The sequence below is a fragment of the Fischerella sp. PCC 9605 genome, from assembly GCF_000517105.1.
GTDB lineage: Bacteria > Cyanobacteriota > Cyanobacteriia > Cyanobacteriales > Nostocaceae > PCC9605.
The window spans coordinates 295,610-313,287 of the sequence record NZ_KI912152.1 but is presented as its reverse complement, the minus strand read 5'-3'; the positions used below and the strand labels follow the sequence as shown (position 1 = coordinate 313,287).

Annotated in this window: 25 protein-coding genes and 1 pseudogene; 16 read left to right on the top strand and 10 right to left on the bottom strand. The window is 43.7% G+C overall.

What is annotated here, in order from left to right; genetic code table 11:
* Positions 1-15 precede the first annotated feature (15 nt).
* The gene (locus FIS9605_RS0131635; RefSeq protein WP_026736106.1) at positions 16-597 is read left to right on the top strand and encodes a hypothetical protein; all 582 of its coding nucleotides are present in this window, start codon (positions 16-18) and stop codon (positions 595-597) included.
* A gap of 76 nt (positions 598-673) precedes the next feature.
* On the opposite strand, the gene FIS9605_RS0131630 is transcribed toward FIS9605_RS0131635, so the two are convergent.
* Positions 674-1,657, bottom strand: a complete 984-nt coding sequence (locus FIS9605_RS0131630) for a tyrosine-type recombinase/integrase (protein ID WP_026736105.1) — start codon at positions 1,655-1,657, stop codon at positions 674-676.
* Between the two features lie 327 nt (positions 1,658-1,984).
* On the opposite strand from FIS9605_RS0131630, the gene FIS9605_RS0131625 reads away from it, so the two are divergent.
* Positions 1,985-3,172, top strand: a complete 1,188-nt coding sequence (locus FIS9605_RS0131625) for a tyrosine-type recombinase/integrase (RefSeq protein ID WP_026736104.1) — start codon at positions 1,985-1,987, stop codon at positions 3,170-3,172.
* Positions 3,173-3,183: 11 nt separating this feature from the next.
* Here FIS9605_RS0131625 and FIS9605_RS0131620 read toward each other — a convergent pair whose 3' ends face one another.
* The 3 genes from FIS9605_RS0131620 to FIS9605_RS38985 form a co-directional block, all read right to left on the bottom strand.
* Positions 3,184-3,483 carry a fertility inhibition FinO-like protein gene (locus FIS9605_RS0131620; RefSeq protein WP_026736103.1) on the bottom strand — a complete coding sequence of 100 codons (300 nt, stop codon included), beginning with the start codon at positions 3,481-3,483 and terminating at the stop codon, positions 3,184-3,186.
* On the bottom strand, positions 3,480-3,983 hold the full coding sequence (locus FIS9605_RS0131615) for a hypothetical protein (protein ID WP_026736102.1): 504 nt from the start codon (positions 3,981-3,983) through the stop codon (positions 3,480-3,482). The genes FIS9605_RS0131620 and FIS9605_RS0131615 overlap by 4 nt, the downstream gene beginning before the upstream one ends.
* A 94-nt stretch (positions 3,984-4,077) precedes the next feature.
* Positions 4,078-4,269: a copy number control protein gene (locus tag FIS9605_RS38985; protein ID WP_231510532.1), complete on the bottom strand. Its 192-nt coding sequence runs from the start codon at positions 4,267-4,269 to the stop codon at positions 4,078-4,080.
* A 380-nt stretch (positions 4,270-4,649) separates the two neighbouring features.
* Between FIS9605_RS38985 and FIS9605_RS43450 the strand changes: the two genes are divergently transcribed.
* A complete protein-coding gene (locus FIS9605_RS43450; protein ID WP_155960622.1) occupies positions 4,650-4,832 on the top strand; it encodes a hypothetical protein in 183 nt (60 codons plus the stop codon).
* Between the two features lie 118 nt (positions 4,833-4,950).
* Here FIS9605_RS43450 and FIS9605_RS0131600 read toward each other — a convergent pair whose 3' ends face one another.
* From FIS9605_RS0131600 to FIS9605_RS0131575, 6 genes are all read right to left on the bottom strand, one after another.
* Positions 4,951-5,637, bottom strand: a complete 687-nt coding sequence (locus tag FIS9605_RS0131600) for a hypothetical protein (protein ID WP_026736101.1) — start codon at positions 5,635-5,637, stop codon at positions 4,951-4,953.
* Positions 5,634-5,972 (bottom strand): hypothetical protein, encoded by a 339-nt coding sequence (locus FIS9605_RS0131595; RefSeq protein WP_026736100.1) that lies wholly within the window; start codon positions 5,970-5,972, stop codon positions 5,634-5,636. The genes FIS9605_RS0131600 and FIS9605_RS0131595 overlap by 4 nt, the downstream gene beginning before the upstream one ends.
* A 359-nt stretch (positions 5,973-6,331) precedes the next feature.
* Positions 6,332-6,583, bottom strand: coding sequence for a hypothetical protein (locus tag FIS9605_RS38980; RefSeq protein WP_231510531.1), 252 nt, complete (start codon positions 6,581-6,583; stop codon positions 6,332-6,334).
* The gene (locus FIS9605_RS0131585; protein WP_026736099.1) at positions 6,580-6,987 is read right to left on the bottom strand and encodes a hypothetical protein; all 408 of its coding nucleotides are present in this window, start codon (positions 6,985-6,987) and stop codon (positions 6,580-6,582) included. Before FIS9605_RS0131585 ends, FIS9605_RS38980 begins: the two co-directional genes overlap by 4 nt.
* 354 nt (positions 6,988-7,341) lie before the next feature.
* Positions 7,342-7,518 carry a hypothetical protein gene (locus tag FIS9605_RS43445; RefSeq protein WP_155960621.1) on the bottom strand — a complete coding sequence of 59 codons (177 nt, stop codon included), beginning with the start codon at positions 7,516-7,518 and terminating at the stop codon, positions 7,342-7,344.
* A gap of 306 nt (positions 7,519-7,824) precedes the next feature.
* Entirely contained in the window at positions 7,825-8,175 is a 351-nt protein-coding gene (locus FIS9605_RS0131575) for a hypothetical protein (RefSeq protein WP_026736098.1), read from the bottom strand.
* A 277-nt stretch (positions 8,176-8,452) separates the two neighbouring features.
* Between FIS9605_RS0131575 and FIS9605_RS38975 the strand changes: the two genes are divergently transcribed.
* From FIS9605_RS38975 to FIS9605_RS0131520, 13 genes and pseudogenes are all read left to right on the top strand, one after another.
* A complete protein-coding gene (locus tag FIS9605_RS38975) occupies positions 8,453-8,797 on the top strand; it encodes a hypothetical protein (protein WP_155960620.1) in 345 nt (114 codons plus the stop codon).
* A 226-nt stretch (positions 8,798-9,023) separates the two neighbouring features.
* On the top strand, positions 9,024-9,326 hold the full coding sequence (locus FIS9605_RS43440; protein WP_155960619.1) for a hypothetical protein: 303 nt from the start codon (positions 9,024-9,026) through the stop codon (positions 9,324-9,326).
* Positions 9,327-9,636: 310 nt separating this feature from the next.
* Positions 9,637-9,996: a hypothetical protein gene (locus tag FIS9605_RS0131565; RefSeq protein WP_082209915.1), complete on the top strand. Its 360-nt coding sequence runs from the start codon at positions 9,637-9,639 to the stop codon at positions 9,994-9,996.
* Positions 9,983-11,047, top strand: a complete 1,065-nt coding sequence (locus FIS9605_RS0131560) for a hypothetical protein (RefSeq protein ID WP_026736096.1) — start codon at positions 9,983-9,985, stop codon at positions 11,045-11,047. Before FIS9605_RS0131565 ends, FIS9605_RS0131560 begins: the two co-directional genes overlap by 14 nt.
* Positions 11,048-11,052: 5 nt before the next feature.
* The gene (locus tag FIS9605_RS0131555) at positions 11,053-11,319 is read left to right on the top strand and encodes a hypothetical protein (RefSeq protein WP_026736095.1); all 267 of its coding nucleotides are present in this window, start codon (positions 11,053-11,055) and stop codon (positions 11,317-11,319) included.
* Positions 11,300-11,473, top strand: a complete 174-nt coding sequence (locus FIS9605_RS44575) for a hypothetical protein (protein WP_197036202.1) — start codon at positions 11,300-11,302, stop codon at positions 11,471-11,473. The genes FIS9605_RS0131555 and FIS9605_RS44575 overlap by 20 nt, the downstream gene beginning before the upstream one ends.
* 157 nt (positions 11,474-11,630) lie before the next feature.
* A pseudogene (locus FIS9605_RS41485) lies at positions 11,631-11,849 on the top strand (Mo-dependent nitrogenase C-terminal domain-containing protein); the annotation flags it as partial.
* Between the two features lie 61 nt (positions 11,850-11,910).
* Positions 11,911-13,944, top strand: a complete 2,034-nt coding sequence (locus tag FIS9605_RS0131545; protein ID WP_026736094.1) for a hypothetical protein — start codon at positions 11,911-11,913, stop codon at positions 13,942-13,944.
* Positions 13,944-14,540, top strand: a complete 597-nt coding sequence (locus FIS9605_RS0131540; protein ID WP_026736093.1) for an OmpA family protein — start codon at positions 13,944-13,946, stop codon at positions 14,538-14,540. The genes FIS9605_RS0131545 and FIS9605_RS0131540 overlap by 1 nt, the downstream gene beginning before the upstream one ends.
* 650 nt (positions 14,541-15,190) lie before the next feature.
* Positions 15,191-16,216, top strand: a complete 1,026-nt coding sequence (locus tag FIS9605_RS0131535) for a fatty acid desaturase family protein (RefSeq protein WP_051470214.1) — start codon at positions 15,191-15,193, stop codon at positions 16,214-16,216.
* 37 nt (positions 16,217-16,253) lie between these two features.
* On the top strand, positions 16,254-16,664 hold the full coding sequence (locus tag FIS9605_RS0131530; RefSeq protein WP_026735975.1) for a hypothetical protein: 411 nt from the start codon (positions 16,254-16,256) through the stop codon (positions 16,662-16,664).
* Positions 16,665-16,891: 227 nt separating this feature from the next.
* Positions 16,892-17,170, top strand: a complete 279-nt coding sequence (locus tag FIS9605_RS0131525; protein ID WP_026735976.1) for a hypothetical protein — start codon at positions 16,892-16,894, stop codon at positions 17,168-17,170.
* A 46-nt stretch (positions 17,171-17,216) separates the two neighbouring features.
* The gene (locus tag FIS9605_RS0131520) at positions 17,217-17,414 is read left to right on the top strand and encodes a hypothetical protein (protein ID WP_026735977.1); all 198 of its coding nucleotides are present in this window, start codon (positions 17,217-17,219) and stop codon (positions 17,412-17,414) included.
* Positions 17,415-17,678: the final 264 nt, after the last annotated feature.

The window sequence follows — 17,678 nt, the reverse complement described above, 5'->3', positions numbered from 1 at the left end:
TACATTAGTGTAGACATGACCCGAACTGAGCGCGAATCAATCAACTTCAAGCTGCCCAAAACCCTAGCCCAAGCACTACGCAAAGCTGCCAGGGAACGTAAGACCACTGCCACAGATTTGGTGATTCAAGGGCTGCATCACATTTTGGGGGATGTACCAGGTACAGAAGCGAGTGTAGAAATTCGCTTGTATCAATTGGAAGAAGAGTTTTTTCGTTTCCAAGAAAGTATTGGCTCAAGCAACAATGCCCAACAAGAAACCAGGTTAACTTCAGTAGAAGCCAAACTCGAAGAATTATCTAACAAACTCGCACGATTTGAAGGAGCATTAATGCAAATGCAATCGAGCGTTAATGCATCAAGGTCACGTTATAAATCAAGCGGCTACCCCTACCAGTACAATTCGCAACCACCACAGTTGCAACCCTTTGAGGAAAAAGACCTGGCAATGCGCCTTAATACCACATTCTCAACGCTTACTGAAAAACGTACAACTTTGAGCGCCAAAGATTTTGAAATGTGGTGCAAAGACCGCGACCCCAGTAAATATGCGTGGCGGTTGAATGAGAAAGATAAGCTCTATCATCCGGTTAAATGAGCGATCGCTCTTTATGCAGGAGAGGAATAGCGCCATCACACTTAGTTCTCTTGGAAAACGGAGGCGATCGCTACAGCTACCTCTTTTTCCTCGAACCAGGGATACTGAGCGCCTGGACAGCACGACGCTTAGTCTGTTCACCGCGTCGGTCATATCTGGCGGTCAATTCAGGGCTTGCGTGTCCAGCCAACCGTTGCACTGTGGAAATATCTGCCCCAGAGTCTAATAGTTCTGATATAAAAGTTCTCCTAAAATCATGAGCAGAAAAGTCACTCACAAGAGCCTGTTCACCGCGTTTTTGCAAAATGAACAGCACCGCCTGGGGCGTTAGTTTTCGTAAGACCACGCAACCAGCTTTATTAATATGACACAGCAAGGGGCCAGCACCCCCACCTCTAACATCAATCCAATCTGACACTACCCCAATTGCAGCATCCGGTAAATACACAGTGCGGTCTTTCCCGCCTTTCGCACCCCACACTTTTAAAGTGCTGCTTGTAGAGTTAAAATCACTCAAATTTAAATTCACCACCTCAGAGCGTCTTAGTCCAGCACCGCGCAGAATGGCAATTAGTGCCGCATCTCTGTAACCAGTGGGGGTGGGGTCATCAAAACACACTTGCATTAAATCGGCAATTTCTTTTTCAGTTAAAGCGCGTCCCTGTAACTCCTTCGACACCTTGACATTTTTAATATCAACAGCACGGGCAAAGTCTTTAGCGTCCATCAACTCTAGTCTTAAGGCTTCTTTTAGGACTCTCCTTAAGGCAGAAAGCATTTTATTAGCTGTTGCTGGTGCATAACGTTCCATTAAAACAGCGCGGAGGGCAGCAGTATGTTTGTAGCGCAGCGCTGCCCAGTCCAGAGTCATACCATCACATAGGTTGTTGGTTAACAGTCTCGCTATCACATCCAAGGCTTGCCGCATCGCCGGACGCGACCCAGCAGAGAGTCCCGACAAATAAACTGCCGCCGGATGTTCGGTTAGGGGTAGCGGTGCAACCAGTGCCAAGGGACAAGTGACTACACTACTACTTTCACTTTGCGTGACTTTACTCATTTACTTATCCGAAACTGTGTTCTCGCAACCATGATTTTTGAGATAATTGTGTAAAGGAATAAAAATGTAAGTTCGCACATAAAATGAAAAAGTCGCAGATAAAATGAAAATTTTCGCGGATAAGTTGAAAATAGTGTCTGTGTAACCCTTGTACTGTCGTAGTATGAGGGCTCACGCATTTTACGCATCGGGAGCATCCACGGTTGAGCGTCGGCTTTGATGAAAAATCCTGTAAAAAATTGTTGTGAATAGAGCTGCATTTGCCAGAGGATATGTTTGAAGGCTTTTAAGTAGTCAAGCCATCAAAAACAGCCAACCAAGAGCAACGTGAACCAGAGCGCAGCAGCCAATTTCAATTTCAACCCCGATTCCTTGGCGTTAACTGAACCAGTGCCGCTGATATTACACCCAGCTGAAGTCTACATAAACAGTCTTGGCGAGGGTTCGCGGCGGACGATGCGAGAGGCGTTGAATGCGATCGCTAGGTTGTTAACTGATGACAGTTGTGATGCTTCTACTCTCGATTGGTCGAAGTTGCGCTACCAACATACTGCTGCGGTACGGTCAGTGCTGATGGGAAAATACAGTCCGGCGATGGCTAATAAAATGTTGTGTGCCCTGCGGCGGACGTTGAAGGAAGCATGGCGCTTGGGGTTGATGTCTATCGAAGAGTATGGACGGGCAACTGATATTGGCTCTGTGCGGGGTAAAAGTCTACTCAAAGGACGGGCGCTCTCAGGCTCGGAAATTTCTAAGCTCTGGAATGATTGTATAAAGGATAACTCTAACTTGGGTTATCGTGATGCGGCGCTGTTAGCGGTTTTGATAGTAGGGTTGCGTCGCAGTGAAGTCACACACCTTGATGTCAGCGATTTTAAACCGCGCAGTCGCTCGTTAACTGTACGTGAAGCCAAAGGGAACAAAGAGCGAATTGTATATTTGACTCAAGCCGGAGTACGGGCAGTTCAGTCTTGGTTGAAAGTACGCAACCTAGAACCAGGCCCGTTATTTTATCCCTTCAATAAGGCGCAACAAGTTATACCGAGACGAATGAGCGAACAGGGAATATTTCGAGCATTGGAACGGCGTGGAGAACGCGCCGGGGTAGAACATTTTACTCCCCATGATTTGAGAAGAACTTTTATAGGTGATTTATTAGATTTAGGAGCGGATATTGTCACAGTATCCAAGCTTGCAGGTCATGCATCACCAAGTACTACTTCTAAGTATGACCGACGACCTGAAGAGGCGAAGAAGCGAGCGATTGATTTATTGAATGTATCATTAAGTACTACGTCTAGTAGTAGCCAAGGTGCACCTCCCAAGCAATCCAAACACCCAAAACAGACGCAACGAGTGCAGGCGATCCCATCGAATCTGAAATGCCCCAGCTGCAAATCAAAGGAGCTTCAAAAAAATGGTTTCCAAGTATTGGCTGATGGCAACAAGCACCAGCGCTTTCGATGTAAGAACTGCGGTTATGTATTTACTCCCCTTTTATCAGTTCCTAATTAGAAACAATAAAGTTAGGTAACACTAGCCGCTGCCGGATCTGGCTTGGGCTTTCGCTCGAAAACCTGGATATTTGGTTCTAGCAATACAAAGCCATTCTCTGTTGAGTCTCCCATTTTTCCTGCGATGGCTGCTACCCACTGAGGGTAGGTGGCAGCTGCGTCGGTAAGTTTCTTCCAAATCTTGGGTTTGACGGTGATTGTAATAATGCGTCCATCGCAATCGATTTCAAATTGCTGCCAGCCGTTCTCTACAGTTTTGGCTTGGGGCAATTCGCTAATTTTGATTGTGATTTCTAATCGTCCTTGTATCATTGTTCACTCCTCCCGTTGCCATTACCAGTTTGACGCTCCAAATACTCCCAGATGCGGCGAATTTCTGCTTGCCACGTTTGGCGATCTTCTTGCCAAGCTTGGCGATCGCGTTCTGCTTGTACTGCTTGTCGTGCTACAAGTTGTATTGTTTCGGTAGTTGATGTTGTGACTAGCTCGGATAGTTGATTCATACGTTGCTCTAGTCTGCTCATATTCTCAGCATTTTGCCGCGTTTGTTCTTCAATGCGAGTAAGAGCTTCATCATGGCGAGCGATCGCTGCGGTGTTACGATTTGTTGCAGTTACTAATTGGGCGATCGCCTCTGAGTTTTGCTGTGCAAGTTGCTCGGATCTTGTTAGTCTCTCCTCTGTTCTTTGTGCTTGTTGTACAGAGAATTCGGTTAATTCTCTGTGAGCGACGGCCAGTTCGTTAAGAATTTGGCTGTGGACTGCTTGAGTGGCTTCAATACGATCCAATCGGTTGGGTTGGTCTTGGGTCATTTGTTTTCTTCACCTAGAAAGCGACTGGCATACTTGTTTAAATGGATTACCAACTTATATTAATTTTTGCGCGAGTCCGTAACTGTTGATAATTTCACTTTTCACCTTCTTCTAACTCGGTCAAATTAATTTGCCCAGAAACATATTTGTGCATAAAAGCTGTGATGATTTCGCTCATGGTTTTACCCTGGGTAGCGCACTTGCCCTTAAATTGATTGCGTAAATCTCCTGGCACGAAAACTCTCATTTCCACCGTTCCTTCATCTTTTTTAGGTCTTGGACTCACTACACCTCCAATATATCCATAGCATCCAGTAGCGGATTTAAATGACTTATGTGATGTTGTTATATTTTATGACGCAATGGATATTTAATTTTTATTAATCCATTACATCCATTACATCCATTAACTGCTAGAGTGGTAACTGTAAAACAAAAATGAAACAAGACAAGCAGACATCAAGTTTACACATTTGACTATTGCTTTACAGACAACTAACCGCCAAAACAGCATCATAGATTTGTAGAAACAAGGCAGCGAGGTGATTCAATTCCCTCCGCCAAAAGTTTTAAAGGGATGTTTGTCATGCCTAGACAATCCAAAAGATGTGCGACGCGTGCCCATAACTGGCGTTCAATATTACTGTTCAAATTTGGAGAATGCACGTGACTAAGATTTACAGTCGGACTATGCGTGATGAAGAGACTGGATTAACGACAATCACGACTACGTGCGGTGATTATACCGTCACTGGAGTTCTAGACAAAGACGGTAAAGAAGTAATGGGCGCGATCGCTAACCTCTTTTCGCGATCGCTGTTCTTGTTGCATTTAGTCCTCATTATTTAGATGCGATCACCTGTTCAACAATGGCTCAGTATCGTTTCAATGGCGGATTTAGTAGGTGAGTTTCCTTCTCTAACCCAGCGCTAGCCTGGGTTAGAGTAATTCTAATCCGGGCGTGTAGTCATCGTAACGTTACGCCAACTGGTGGTTCAATTTCACGCCAGTCGCGGCTTTCAAAAAAGTGAAAGGACTCGCCAAACTCATCCTCTAATAACTGATACGCGACGGTGAATTCTAGCCAGTTGCCGGGAGTGCGATCGTTCATGCCAAGCGCTGGGTCAAAGCTGCGCCAAGTGAATTCAATGTTGTTCTGTGCCCGTGATAAGCGGCGAAATTCCTCTAAGTCAGTGGGGTGCCAGTATTGTTCGCGCCTCCAATTGGTTGCCTCTTGCATGGTATGCCCAGGATTAGAGAGGCTAATGCTGTCGTGCAAAATCACCTGCAATTCATCGCTGAGGCGCACAATGCCCCCACGGCGAGGGCGTTGGATTAGGTCATTTGCTGCGGTTAACACCCGTAAGGATACGGGGACGTTGGCAAACCAGAGTAGATTTTGTGGTTCGCTTTCCGCTGGTGCGACATCAACCATTGGTACAGCCAGAGATGCTGGTATTCTAACTTCGCCTCCTGTCTGCGATCGCACTACGGCCATTTTCTTGTTCATAAGTTTTGCCCAGACTGCAAAATGATTTTCTAGGGAGATAATCAATGATTGGAAGTTGGCGGTCTTGGGTATGTCAATGAGAATTGCATCTGTTGTGAAGCTAGCGTTGGCGGCAAGGTCGGTTAAAAGTCTGGTGTTAATCATTGCTTTGCATTCTCTTTGCGTTCTGTTCTGTACTGCTGCACTAATAAATAAAGTTCGTGCAGCTTTTCAGGGTCGATGCCCAGCGTTTGTCCTAACAGTACGTAGCTAATGCCGTTGCGCGTGTGTTCACCCAGTAGCAGGGCGATAAACTTCTTAAATTGGTCAATAAGTTCGTTAGCTGATAGGTTGGGCTGGCTGCGCGAGCTAAGTGTTTTTTTGATGATTATTGCTGACAGCGCGGACGGAGTACGAAACTCTGACTCTGCCCAAGAGCGTAATTGCTCATACTCATCAGGCTCCAGTCTTAGACTTACTTGAGGTTTTTTTGAAGGCATATTATCCGGTGTTATCTACCCTCCCATTATCCACACTTACTAGAATGTTTAAACAGGTGCTTGACAGTCTAGCACTTGTTAGTTAGACTAACATTCAAGTGAGACGTAAAAAGTCACGCCAGCAATAGACCAAAGAGCGCACCTTCTAGTCTTGATACTCATGAAGCGCTCAGAGAACTGAATAAAGACCGAGATAGAAACAAAGCAGCGAGGTGATTCAATTCCCTCCTCCAAAAGTTTTAAAGGGATATTTGTATATGCCCAGACAATCAAAACGACGTGCAATCGCGTGCGTACGCCACCCACGTGTGCAGTTGTCGAGTAACGGTGAGAAAACTTATTTGTCGAACGGAGGTTGGTTAGAACAATTTTGGTGCTGCGAGTGCCAAAGCATGGAGATGTACTTGGTGAAGGGCGATCGCACCTACCCACTGCGGATAATTCGCTTGGGCATCAGTCAACTTTTTCCAAACTTTGGGCTTGACGGTGGTTGTGATGATGCGTCCATCACACTCAATGTCAAATTGCTGCCAACCGTTCTCTACAGTTTTGGCTTGGGGCAATTCGTTGATTTTGATTGTTATTTCTAACCGCCCTTGTATCATTATCATTGTTCACTCCTTCCATTGCCATTACGAGGTTCATAGCCAAGATACTGCCAGATTTCGCGTATCTCTGCCTGCCAAGCTTGGCGATCGCGCTCTGAACGTACTGCTTGTTGAGCTACAAGTTGTATTGTTTCGGTAGTAGAGGTAGTGAGCGCTTCAATGCTTCTCTCTATTCGAGCTAATGTTGTTTCATGCCTGTCTAAAGTTTCTTGCTGGCGGTTAATAGAGTTTTCTAATCTGTCAAGAACTTCATCATGGCGGTCAAGCTGTTGTTGCTGCCGTTCGGCTTGCCTTGTACTGAACTCGGCTAGTTCACGGTGCGCTCGAGCCAATTCATTGAGGATCTGATTGTGGCTAGCTTGAACGGCTTCTATACGGTCTAATCGTGTAGGGTCTTGGTTAGTCATTGGTTTTTTTACTTTAAATTGTATATGTCAGTTCTTTTTCGCCTATTGATGTGAGAATTTTTTCAGTAATTAATTTTGCTACTACCGCTAGCTAAATCAGGATTTCAGTTTCTTCAAAATTTCATTGTTTTTCATTGGCGATATCAACCACTGTAAGCGGTCTGGGCTGGTGTTTTTGTAGGAGTTTTCTTAAGGCTTTTAGCTTTAATCCTAATTTTTGGGCAGTTTCAATATCGATAATCGTTTAAAAATATACGGTGCTTGGATGACGATGGCTTCACTTTCTTTTACTTTGCCTCCTCAATTTTATCTATATCGCTCATTAGTTTTTGATGCAATAATTCCTATTGTTATTCAACTTTCCTGTTTTATTTTTCCGGCTTTGATTAATTCTTGTTCGATGAATTCACTAATTTTCTTGCTCATATCTGTGCCTATCTCTGTGCAGTAAGCCTTAAAAAGCCTACGGTATTTTTCCGACATGATTATACGGACTTGAACCATTTTTTCTTGCTCTTTTTCGCCATTCATAATTAACTGTATATACTTTAGCCACCATAGCCACTTAAAGCTAGACTGGTTATATAGGATCTTATTACCATTTAGCCACTAATCAATAATTAACGGCTATATATACTTTATAGCCACTATAGCCATTAAATGCTATTCTGTTAACTATAAGCGACAAAGGAAGCAAACAAAGGGACAATAGCACCCTCAAAGTAACTAACCAGCTACTGAGCCGCTTTCCAGACACAGTTCTCTAAAATTAATCGCGCTTATGACCATAGACGAAATTAAAAGCGCTATCGCCCAAGCCACAACCCAACTGCACCGTTATTGTGTTTGTGAGTTTCCTTTTTGTTCAATTAATCTCTGTCTACGTTCGAGAGCTTCTTTGGGGGTGGCAGAATCACGATAAATCTCAAATACTTCATCAAAAGTCAGTCCATATTTTTTAGCCTCGTAATTTATTTTCTCAATATAGGCTTCTTTCCACTTGGCTACAAAAGTAGTCAGTACACTACCCAAATTTGCTCTGACGCTTCTTTCAGCCATGTTCGTCATCACCCGAAACCAATCAAGGTCGTGTTCGGACATGGGGATACCGCCGGAAGGTAATTCTGCCATACGATTTACGAGTCCTCCAATCATTTCTGTCTCTGATTCATAGTACCAGTGTTGCATGGGTGCTAACCACTTCCCAAAAAAATAGTTTTACTGTATCCATACTATACCAGCGTAGCGCTGATATTGTTTATGTGCTATATAGATGCTATGCTGATGTCGTAAGCGGATAGAAAAGACCTTAAAACGGCAAGCCGGACTCCTAGATTAGGTATTGCCACTGTATTTGAGTACCGCCTTTATAAATACAATATTGATGGCTACTTTACTGTAGACATTACAGTAAATAAATATGTTGTGCTTACACAAAGAAAATAAATTTAATTGGGTGAAAGTCATGGCGTTAATAGTAAGGAAAAATAGGGAAAGAATTTCGCCTTATGACTTATTGAACAAACAGATGGAGCCAAGAGAGTTTTGCCAACGTTGGTTTAAAAGTACAGCAGACCAAGAGCAAGTAAGAGGCTATAGAGAGAAGTGTGTAGACTTACTGGCAAAGGTGCTGAAAGTTAAAGCTAATACGATTCAGCGCTGGGGAAGTGGGTTGGACTTTGAGGGCATTCCCGAACAGTACAAAGCAACACTATCTTATGCTGATATAATTAGAACAATTATTGAAGCTACTAACGCAGAGCCAGAATTAGTAGAATTGGTTGTTGAATCACTGAAAAGCCGCAACTAAACTTTACAGAAAATAATTACTGTAACAATTACAGTAAACCTCTTGACTTTCTTCAAGGGGTTTTTTAGTCTAAAAGTCAAGAGTGACAATTAAACGTCAAAAGGTCTAATACCTGATAACCGCAAAGCAAGACTGAATCGCAACCTAACTGAATAAATTTGTAGAAACAAGGCAGCGAGGTTGATTGAATTCCCTCCGCCAAAAAGTTTTAAAGGGATATTTGTATATGCCTAGACAATCCAAAAGACGTGCGATTACGTGCGTACGCCACCCACGTGTGCAGTTAGAGAGCAACGGTGAGAAAACTTATTTGCCGGATGGAACTTGGCTAGAACAGTTTTGGTGCAGCGAGTGCCAAAGCATGGAGACGTATTTAGTAAAGGGCGATCGCACAAATGGCTTCACCGCCAGACTCGCTCATAATTCGGAGATGCTTGGTAGCGTGAGCACTGATGGCAATCCATCAGTCAGCGAGTACAGCAAGCGTTGCAGTCGCGGTGGGTACGATGTGCTGAGGTATGTTTCGTGATGTTGGGAGTCTCGATTCCCTCATCAAAAAATTTTTTTAGTGCAAATGTCAAGCAACAAAACTATTACACCACTGACTGACAAGCACCAAGCAACAACCAATCAATGACCAATCAACAACTAATAAACTACCAAGCAACAACCAACCAACAACCAATCAAAGACCAATAAAGCACCAATTAATAACCAACCAACAACCAATCAAAGACCAATAAAGCACCAATCAATAATCAATCAATAACCAACCAACGACCAATCAGCTACCAACCAACTACCAACCAATTATCTGTAAATTAACATTTGTCAAGCAAATGTCACAATCATTAGCAATCATGGCTTTCAGCCTCGAATCGCTCGACGAAATTACATCCAAGATCGAACTAGCTAAAGCACTTGGGACATCCCGCCAGACCTTAAATATCTATCACCAGCTAGCTTGCTTATATATAGATGGCTTTGTCGGAAACTACCCCAGAGTAGGGAACAGGGCATATACCCGTGCAGGCATGAACAAATATCAATGCTGGGTACTAGGAAAGCTGATCTACGAAGGGATGCGGCTTACCTATAAGGTACTGGAAGCCAAACTGGAAGACTTGGATTACGTCGAAAACTTTTCCTACAAGGCATATATAAAAACAAATCAGGGTAAAAAAGATGAAAGTTATTGAATTTGCCAAGAATTACGGAATTACGGTAAACCAAGCCAAGAAAACCGTGAAAATAGTGCTAGGAGTAGATGTTTCCAAAGACCGGACTCTAAGCCCAGACGAACTTGCCGCGCTTGAAGCTGCATTGAGAGATGCTCAATTAAGTGGGGAGCAGCAGCATAAGGCGTTACCCCAATCAAGTGTCCACTTCTTCCAAAACGGTGTCCAACCATCTGAGCCAAAAGCGCCTGAACTTGTTGTAGAGCAATCGTTCCAGTCGGATGTCCACGGAAACGATGATGGTTTGGAGTCGGATGTCCAAACCGGACAAAACGGTGTCCACTGCTATAACTCATCAACGGCTGAATCTGTTGTAGGGCAAGCAGTCCAGGCAGATGTCCAAACCGGACAAAACGGCGTCCACCCATCTAATTCAAAAACGCCTGAATCTGTTGTAGGGCAAGCAGTCCAGGCAGATGTCCAACCGGCGTCCGATTTGGACAATAATGTCCAATCAGATGTCCAAACCGGACAAAACGGTGTCCACTCATCTAACTCAAAAACGGCTGAACCTGTTGCAGGGCAATCAGTCCAGTCAAATGTCCAAGGGGCGGACGATTTGGACAATTTGGACGGCAATTTGGACGGAGTGTCCAATTCGTCCAGCCAAAATGTCCAAACATGTCCAACCGAAAACGCGCTCACAGTAAGCGTTCCAAAGGATGCGGTCTCAAGGATAGAACAACTTGGCTCAGCCGAAAAAGACCTAAAAACAGGCACCGTCCAACTCAAGACCGAAATCAGCAAAGCTCAAGGTAGAGGTGCTGGGGTTGCTACCGGACTGGCATTCATGCAGGGACTGTTGGAAGGAGAACAAGAAGTCTTGGATGTCTTTACTGAAGAATCTCTTCAAGTTTTTGACAAGCTGCAAGTGACCATCGACCAGCAAATTACAGATATTTCCCAAGGAACTAACGACTTACTGGGAAAGATATCTTCGCAACGAGCATCGAACCAGGAGCGCTTGCAAGCTATCCGCAGCCGCGTAACAAAGATGATTCACAGGGACTAGACTCTATGGCAACTATCCTTCACCTTCACTTGCATAACGCTGCTGACCTTGGGGAATTACGAGCGTTGACAGCAGTAGCCGCAGCACTGTCACAGCGCCAAAAAGCCAAAGACAAGAACTCTTTGAGAGAAGCTCTCGGATGGGGGTTCTCCCTGGCGGCGCTGGGAGCAGCGGTAGGTTTCCTATCGACAACCCCACTGCTTCTGCCTGCTGTCGCATCATTCGGACTTGTTTTGTTAATAGGAGTAGCTTGTGAAAGTCTCAGTAACTAATCAAAATCTATTGGGTTTTGCTGTTTACGTCAGCGTCTTATTTACTGGCAGCTATTATCTGGGTGGCAATTTCAAAAATCTGCAACTGCCGCTGTTGGGTGCTGGTGGAGCAATGACTGTTGGTGGTGGTGTCCTGACGTTTGTCAAGAAGTAGAACAATCGAGATTCTGTCTGAGCATGAGGATAAAAACAAGAGCGATCGCAGAGTTTTGGAAAAAGGCGATCGCTCTCGTTAAGACATGGTGTGTAGTTGTCGGAACCTAGATGAAAGTATAGCAAACACAAAAAATCAGGGAGCATTAAAAGTCATGATACAGCAATTGCAACGAAAACTGGATCAAACAAAAGTTGCAGACGTAGCCAGTGCAAAACTCTTGTGTTGGCTGATACCAGCATCCTGCCCTTTCGAGAGAACTGTCACGATATTTGGGCACACAATCCACATCCCGTCGTTATGCAAGGTCAATCCTTTATATGAGCAGTTGGTAGGTTTGCGATTCCGGGCGCTGGAATATCTGGAGTCGCATTAAGTCTGTATGCGTGGGAATGAATTGCTCTCGTTGTTGATTTGATATTGGAGTTAGAATCATCATGGTCTTGGCACCTTTTACAATCGAAACCCATCAATCCTCATACCCAGAGGGATTTGGACTGTTTCATAGCGCGAATGTCGCCTATATCGAGTTCGCTCGTTGGTTGAAACAGCAGCAAGAATCAATGAAGCCCAAGGCTTTCAAACAACTGCTTGCTAGCTACGGGATGATCCGTCGGGAGGCAACAAAGTTCATCAAACTTGCAACAGTGAGCGATCGCTTTGTGCCAGAAGACCTAGCCAAGGTTGGGCTGATGATGTTCTCACTGTTGACACCGCGATATGAGCCACTGTGGTCAGAGATGATGGACGAAGGGCAACTGACCCAAGACCTGATAGATGGACTCAAAAAGCAGATGTTCCCAGCCAAAAAACGGGAGAAGAAGCCAGAGTCTATAACGAGCGCGATTGATAACCAAGAACACGCCGCACGGTTAGAAAGAATCGTCTCAAGAGAAGGAATTAGCCCACTAAAGGCAGTAGATAAGGCACTTGATTACTATGAAGCCTTTGCCGAAGGAAGACTGGTTTGGGCAGAGGTTAAAGACTTAGAACAAGCGGATGTAGTTCCAGTTAGTGAAGCCTCACCAGGAGCCAATTCACCAATTACCCCCGAAGAGAATTCAGCCAGCTTACCAACTTTAGAGGTTCCATCACAAGCACAAGAAGCGAGCGCACAAACTGTATCTGAAAGTAGCTTTGTTGAGGATTCAGCCAGCTTACCAATTTTAGAGATTCCTTCCGTTGCAGAAGTAGCAGATGTTAACGAATCCTTGCAAGAGGCTAGAGCACAACAAGCCAACGTTTCTCAAGATTCTTTGAGCTTGGCTACAACCTCGCAGTCCGAGGCTGGGGTCTCTTCAGTAGGGACTGTCCAAGCTGCAATCCCACCTGAAGTTTCTTACCAATCTTCAACAACTAATCTCCAATCCCCAATCCCAAAGCCTACTGAACGCTGGAAGGAAGGTTGGCATCAAGGAGATATTGTGGTTGCCAACTCAGTGCGAAATGATAGATTCTCTAGTTGGAGTAAGGGTCACGCATCACTCCTTTCCAAAAAGGGCGAAGCTTTGCACAGCACCCGTAAAGGGTGCTGTGCCACCACCTCGATCAATCAAGGGGCTTGCGAATTATCCAAAAAAGCTTCGCCCTTTTTGGACACATTAAACCCACGCCAACCGTTGCAAATTACAGCTGTTAGTGGGCGAGTTGGGAGTGTTCAACGTATCACTGTAATTGACAGCGATTTCCAAGAACATTCTACCTTCGGAAATTGGATCGAGCCAGCACCACAATACCAAGTCACTGGCACGGATGGAGATTGGGAAGGAAAAGTAGTCAGAATCAATTCAATTGGCAAGATGCATCACCGCATTAGTGCTGTTGATGATGAGAGTTGCTCGACTAATATCAAGCATGAGTTCCTAGTTCCTGTGGTTGATGAAGGGTGCAAGCAGATTAATGTTGTCTCAGAAAAAGAACAAAACCAACCGATTGCAATCACAAGAGTCGAACCGCTGAAGCTAGAACAAGATGAACTAGAGCAATTCATCACTGCTGAAGAAGTGGCACAAGGGCAATGGGGGCTATCCTTGGGCGACACGGTTGTGTGGTCTGATCGGGAGCGCGAGGAGATGATGTCCGGGCATATCTACGACTTCACTCCTGATGTAGCCCTGGTAGACTGTGGTCAACAAAAGCCTGTTGCTGTTGCTTATCCCCATATAAAGAAAATTACTCCCCAGTTGATAGAGTCGGCCTTGAGCGATGATAAAAGTCCCCACTCCCAAATTCTCCAGAAGGCCTTAAGCATCAAAGCACTCTGGAATGAGAATTCAATCGGCGCTCTTGCTCATCTGAATGAACTACTTAATATGAGTTGGCAGTTGAAAGTCTGGCTTGATATCGATGCAATGTCAGAGGAAAATCGCCTTGTCTTCATTAGAGGGGGTAAAGATTATCTAGAAGTCGGAAGTAGGGATTTATCACTTCCGAATTCCGACTTCCGAATTCCGACTTCGGGAGATGTCTAATGAAACAAGACAGCCTTTCTCTTGTAATCGCTCTTAGTGCAGCGGTGGTTGTTTCTATCTCAGCCAGCTTCAGCATTTGGTTATTTGAATCCGATAAATCTGAGTCCTTGAAATTGGCAGCAATTACCGCCAAAGCAAACTCTGTCACTCCCACCAAGAGTCAAACTCCAATTGCAACTATCAAGCGCACAGTCCAGTCGAAATTGCGAGGTTCGGTATATTTCGAGACTGGCGACTATGAGCTATCTGAAGCTGACAAGAAAATTCTGAATAAGTTTGTGGCTGATATTGCTCCCTCAAACGAGCAACTCGGCATAAAAGTTGTTGGGCATAGTTCCAAAATTGGTGGCGAAGATTCCAATCAACAGCTCAGCGACCACCGAGCCAGAGTAGTGCTGGAGTATCTCAAGTACAAAGTCAAGTATCCAATCTTTGCTGAGGGGAAAGGTTATAACCAATTACTTGCGAGTTATTCCGCAAGCGATCGTCATAATCAGCGTGTTGATTTTTACACTGTTAAACACAAGGATAGTTCCGACTATGCTTTGGAAATCTTTGGCAATTATGCCAGCCGACACTTAAAATCAAAGCAGTGAAATCGAACAATAATTTGAGCAAATCTTCCAATTATTTCTCTGACTTCAAGAGTAAATATCCTAATATATTTGCTTTATATCTAACGATAAGTAGGGTATGTATCTGGAGCGGTTTATGGTGTATTTTAGATGGCATTTCTTCTACTCCAGAAATTACTGTATCTGTTCCCATTCGTCATTTTTTGTTGTTACTCATAGGCATTTCTATCCTCTACTTTGATGACAACTCTCTCGAAGAGTTAGTGTTCATGAGGAAATATTTTTCCTTAAGAACAGTTCAATTCATAAGTAGTAGAAACAAGTTTTTTTGTTTTTTTTAAAACCAAGTACCCCAACTGGGCGACTATCTATACTATTTTTGGAATCATTTTATCCTGGTATGGAATTTGGAGCTTGATTTGGGACATCCCAGTTAATCCCTACTTACGTTCGGTTCTCACTATTTTTCTTGGCTTCTTTTCTTTATTTATTGTTAATAAAATTGATGAACTTTAGAAATTTCATTAATGTAGCGATTCTATCTATGCCTTTCACGAAAAATAGTCAATAAAAAAAGCTTACAAATAAGATTGTTTGCAAGCTTCTTCGCATTTAAATTGCTCACTTCAGTCAATATCAGTATCGCAATTTAAATGTGTTTGATCAACCCTATGCCCACTCAAATTTCTCAAATTGACCGTGACCGTAATTTTTATCTGCATACAAAAAAACCTCTGTGGGATATCACTGCCATCTTTTATGTTCTAGCAGGATACTGTGGCGCGATCGCACTTTTGCTATTACCCCAAATCTGGCTGAATGTTTTGGGAGCGGTACTACTTACTCATAGTCTAGTTCTCTCGGCTTATCTATCACATGAGTTCATGCACGGCACAATTTTCAATGAAAGAAAGTGGAATGCCGTTGGTGGCAATATTATGCTTTGGCTTAACGGTGGCTGTTATGCTTCCTTCAAGGACTTAGCTGCTGAACATATTTTACATCATGTTAAGAAAATCGATTCTGTCGCTTTTGATGTACCCACTTTTATCAACAATGTGCCGAGACTAATTCGTAGCTTGATATTAGTGTTGGAGTGGTCATACTTTCCAGCAATTTCTTTTATTATTCAGTGGAGAGCGGTCGCTGCTCCTTTTTGGAATCCCCAACGTCATGATGAGCGGCTACGCACTATCATCCTGCTTATAGTGCGTTCTTCATTATTTATCCTGCTGGGGTTAGTGTCACTCAAAGCACTGATACTGTACTTTCTTGCCTACATTGGCATGATTACGGTACTGCGGATAGTGGATTGCTTTCAACATACTTACGAGACATTTCTTGCTGGTTCTTATGCACCCAAACGCAATAGTACTTACGAGCAAGAGAATACTTTTACTACTTTGATTTCTCGGCGATACTGGTGGTTGAATTTGCTGGTGTTAAACTTTGGCTATCACAATGCCCATCATGCTTTGATGAGGTGTCCTTGGTACAACCTTCACAAATTAGACAGCGACTTATTCGCTAACAGAGAAAATTACTCCCTGACGCTGCCACAGCTACTCAAGAATTACCATCGCTTTCGTGTTTCTCGCCTAGTCAAAGGACAAGGGAAAGCTGTTGATGGGCACGGTAATTTAAATCTTGATGCTTTTTACGGTGCTGTAGGCGTGTCTTTTCTAGTGAAGTCTTAACATCTGCAATTTCAGGCTCATCATTTTAAGGATAAAAATGATTTGGAAACGACTACAAAAGTCTGCTGTAATCTCAATTAATCGCGCTTTTGTTGCAACAACCCTAATCGCAACTATCGTTGGCTCAACAGTTCTACTCGGTTCTATGGGCGCACTGATTGTGATTGATCTAGCCGAGAAAATCAAACCAAATCAAAAACAAATTGAATTTGCTGCCGCCATTTCTGCAACGATTTCTGGTTTTGGCATAGTTGGTTACAGTACTTTTTTGCTGGCCAAAAGACAGCGAGAAATACAATTCGAGAGGAAACTACAAGAAACTCAGAACCGAAACCTTCCTGAATCTTGTACTCAATGCAAGTTTTACTGTTCCAATCCCTATTTGCGCTGCGCTGTTCATCCCGAATTGACCGAAAACTGCCCAGATTGGGAGCAAAACCGAAGGTAGCTTACGACTTGGAAGCACTCCACCCAATCCGTTACAACACAATCAGGGTGTTGATTTTTATGTCGTTGGCGATCGCGCAAGCGCACCCGTTGTCCAATGAGTGTTCACGTTTGATCACACACCAATCGCGTTCGTCGTTGTTAATATTAATCGCTGCGCCGAACTGAGCGCAGACCGCAAACTCTTGTGAGAAAATATTAATTGCTGCATGAAGCAGGAAATTTGTTATGAATAATCATGCCTTTAAATTTGACCCGATGATGACTGTTTGGGAATTTGGGTATTGGGATAAAGGATGGAACCAGCCTGATAGCAGATATCATCAACATTGGGAAGGGGCAGGTAATTTTAAGCCTTGGAGTATTGAACAAGCTTTAAACCGAGCGATAGAGCTTGGCTTTTTGGATGCATCTGAACGAGAAAAAGTTCGCACAATTTGTTTAACCGATGGCGAATATTTCTTTGGTTCGGAAGAAACTTCGCCAGGGGCTGATTGGGCAGAATGAAGATTTTCGCTGTCTGTCTCCATACCCACACTCACCACTATGGATAATGCTGTCCATACCATATAAGACACAAGCTATTTGTCCTATTCTTAATAAAGCAGAAGTTGAATATTTCTCTGAACAAAATCAAATTATTCGCTCCCATTTGACGCTGCCTGAAATTCTGAATCTAGCTTTAGAATCAGGAGAAAATAATCCTAAATATCATCAGTTCTGGTTGCAGTGCTTGTATGCAAGTAGCTAAGAAGATTCTTATATTTACTATTGCTGCTCATCAAACCAATGGATACAAATCTGCCGACAATTAACCGCCAAAGAAGAAACTGAATGGTTCTAAATCTTCTGTTGAGTTAAGAGTTAACAGTTAAGAGTTTTTAGTCCAAAAGGGCTTGGTTACAAAAAAAAGGCATCGGCAGCTTTTCAAAGTAAGCATGACAAGTTAACTGCTTCACTCGCTTCAGGGAGAGCAGTTGTTGATTCTGTTGCAGCCCCAACCTATAAGAGCAAC

What these genes read in the sequence shown, in the direction of transcription:
- FIS9605_RS0131635 (WP_026736106.1), top strand. Translation starts at nt 16, where the DNA reads ATGACCCGAACTGAGCGCGAATCAATCAACTTCAAGCTGCCCAAAACC.
- FIS9605_RS0131630 (WP_026736105.1), bottom strand. Translation starts at nt 1,657, where the DNA reads ATGAGTAAAGTCACGCAAAGTGAAAGTAGTAGTGTAGTCACTTGTCCC.
- FIS9605_RS0131620 (WP_026736103.1), bottom strand. Translation starts at nt 3,483, where the DNA reads ATGATACAAGGACGATTAGAAATCACAATCAAAATTAGCGAATTGCCC.
- FIS9605_RS0131615 (WP_026736102.1), bottom strand. Translation starts at nt 3,983, where the DNA reads ATGACCCAAGACCAACCCAACCGATTGGATCGTATTGAAGCCACTCAA.
- FIS9605_RS0131600 (WP_026736101.1), bottom strand. Translation starts at nt 5,637, where the DNA reads ATGATTAACACCAGACTTTTAACCGACCTTGCCGCCAACGCTAGCTTC.
- FIS9605_RS0131595 (WP_026736100.1), bottom strand. Translation starts at nt 5,972, where the DNA reads ATGCCTTCAAAAAAACCTCAAGTAAGTCTAAGACTGGAGCCTGATGAG.
- FIS9605_RS38980 (WP_231510531.1), bottom strand. Translation starts at nt 6,583, where the DNA reads ATGATAATGATACAAGGGCGGTTAGAAATAACAATCAAAATCAACGAA.
- FIS9605_RS0131585 (WP_026736099.1), bottom strand. Translation starts at nt 6,987, where the DNA reads ATGACTAACCAAGACCCTACACGATTAGACCGTATAGAAGCCGTTCAA.
- FIS9605_RS43445 (WP_155960621.1), bottom strand. Translation starts at nt 7,518, where the DNA reads ATGAATGGCGAAAAAGAGCAAGAAAAAATGGTTCAAGTCCGTATAATC.
- FIS9605_RS0131575 (WP_026736098.1), bottom strand. Translation starts at nt 8,175, where the DNA reads ATGCAACACTGGTACTATGAATCAGAGACAGAAATGATTGGAGGACTC.
- FIS9605_RS38975 (WP_155960620.1), top strand. Translation starts at nt 8,453, where the DNA reads ATGGCGTTAATAGTAAGGAAAAATAGGGAAAGAATTTCGCCTTATGAC.
- FIS9605_RS43440 (WP_155960619.1), top strand. Translation starts at nt 9,024, where the DNA reads ATGCCTAGACAATCCAAAAGACGTGCGATTACGTGCGTACGCCACCCA.
- FIS9605_RS0131565 (WP_082209915.1), top strand. Translation starts at nt 9,637, where the DNA reads ATGTCACAATCATTAGCAATCATGGCTTTCAGCCTCGAATCGCTCGAC.
- FIS9605_RS0131560 (WP_026736096.1), top strand. Translation starts at nt 9,983, where the DNA reads ATGAAAGTTATTGAATTTGCCAAGAATTACGGAATTACGGTAAACCAA.
- FIS9605_RS0131555 (WP_026736095.1), top strand. Translation starts at nt 11,053, where the DNA reads ATGGCAACTATCCTTCACCTTCACTTGCATAACGCTGCTGACCTTGGG.
- FIS9605_RS0131545 (WP_026736094.1), top strand. Translation starts at nt 11,911, where the DNA reads ATGGTCTTGGCACCTTTTACAATCGAAACCCATCAATCCTCATACCCA.
- FIS9605_RS0131540 (WP_026736093.1), top strand. Translation starts at nt 13,944, where the DNA reads ATGAAACAAGACAGCCTTTCTCTTGTAATCGCTCTTAGTGCAGCGGTG.
- FIS9605_RS0131535 (WP_051470214.1), top strand. Translation starts at nt 15,191, where the DNA reads ATGCCCACTCAAATTTCTCAAATTGACCGTGACCGTAATTTTTATCTG.
- FIS9605_RS0131530 (WP_026735975.1), top strand. Translation starts at nt 16,254, where the DNA reads ATGATTTGGAAACGACTACAAAAGTCTGCTGTAATCTCAATTAATCGC.
- FIS9605_RS0131525 (WP_026735976.1), top strand. Translation starts at nt 16,892, where the DNA reads ATGAATAATCATGCCTTTAAATTTGACCCGATGATGACTGTTTGGGAA.
- FIS9605_RS0131520 (WP_026735977.1), top strand. Translation starts at nt 17,217, where the DNA reads ATGCTGTCCATACCATATAAGACACAAGCTATTTGTCCTATTCTTAAT.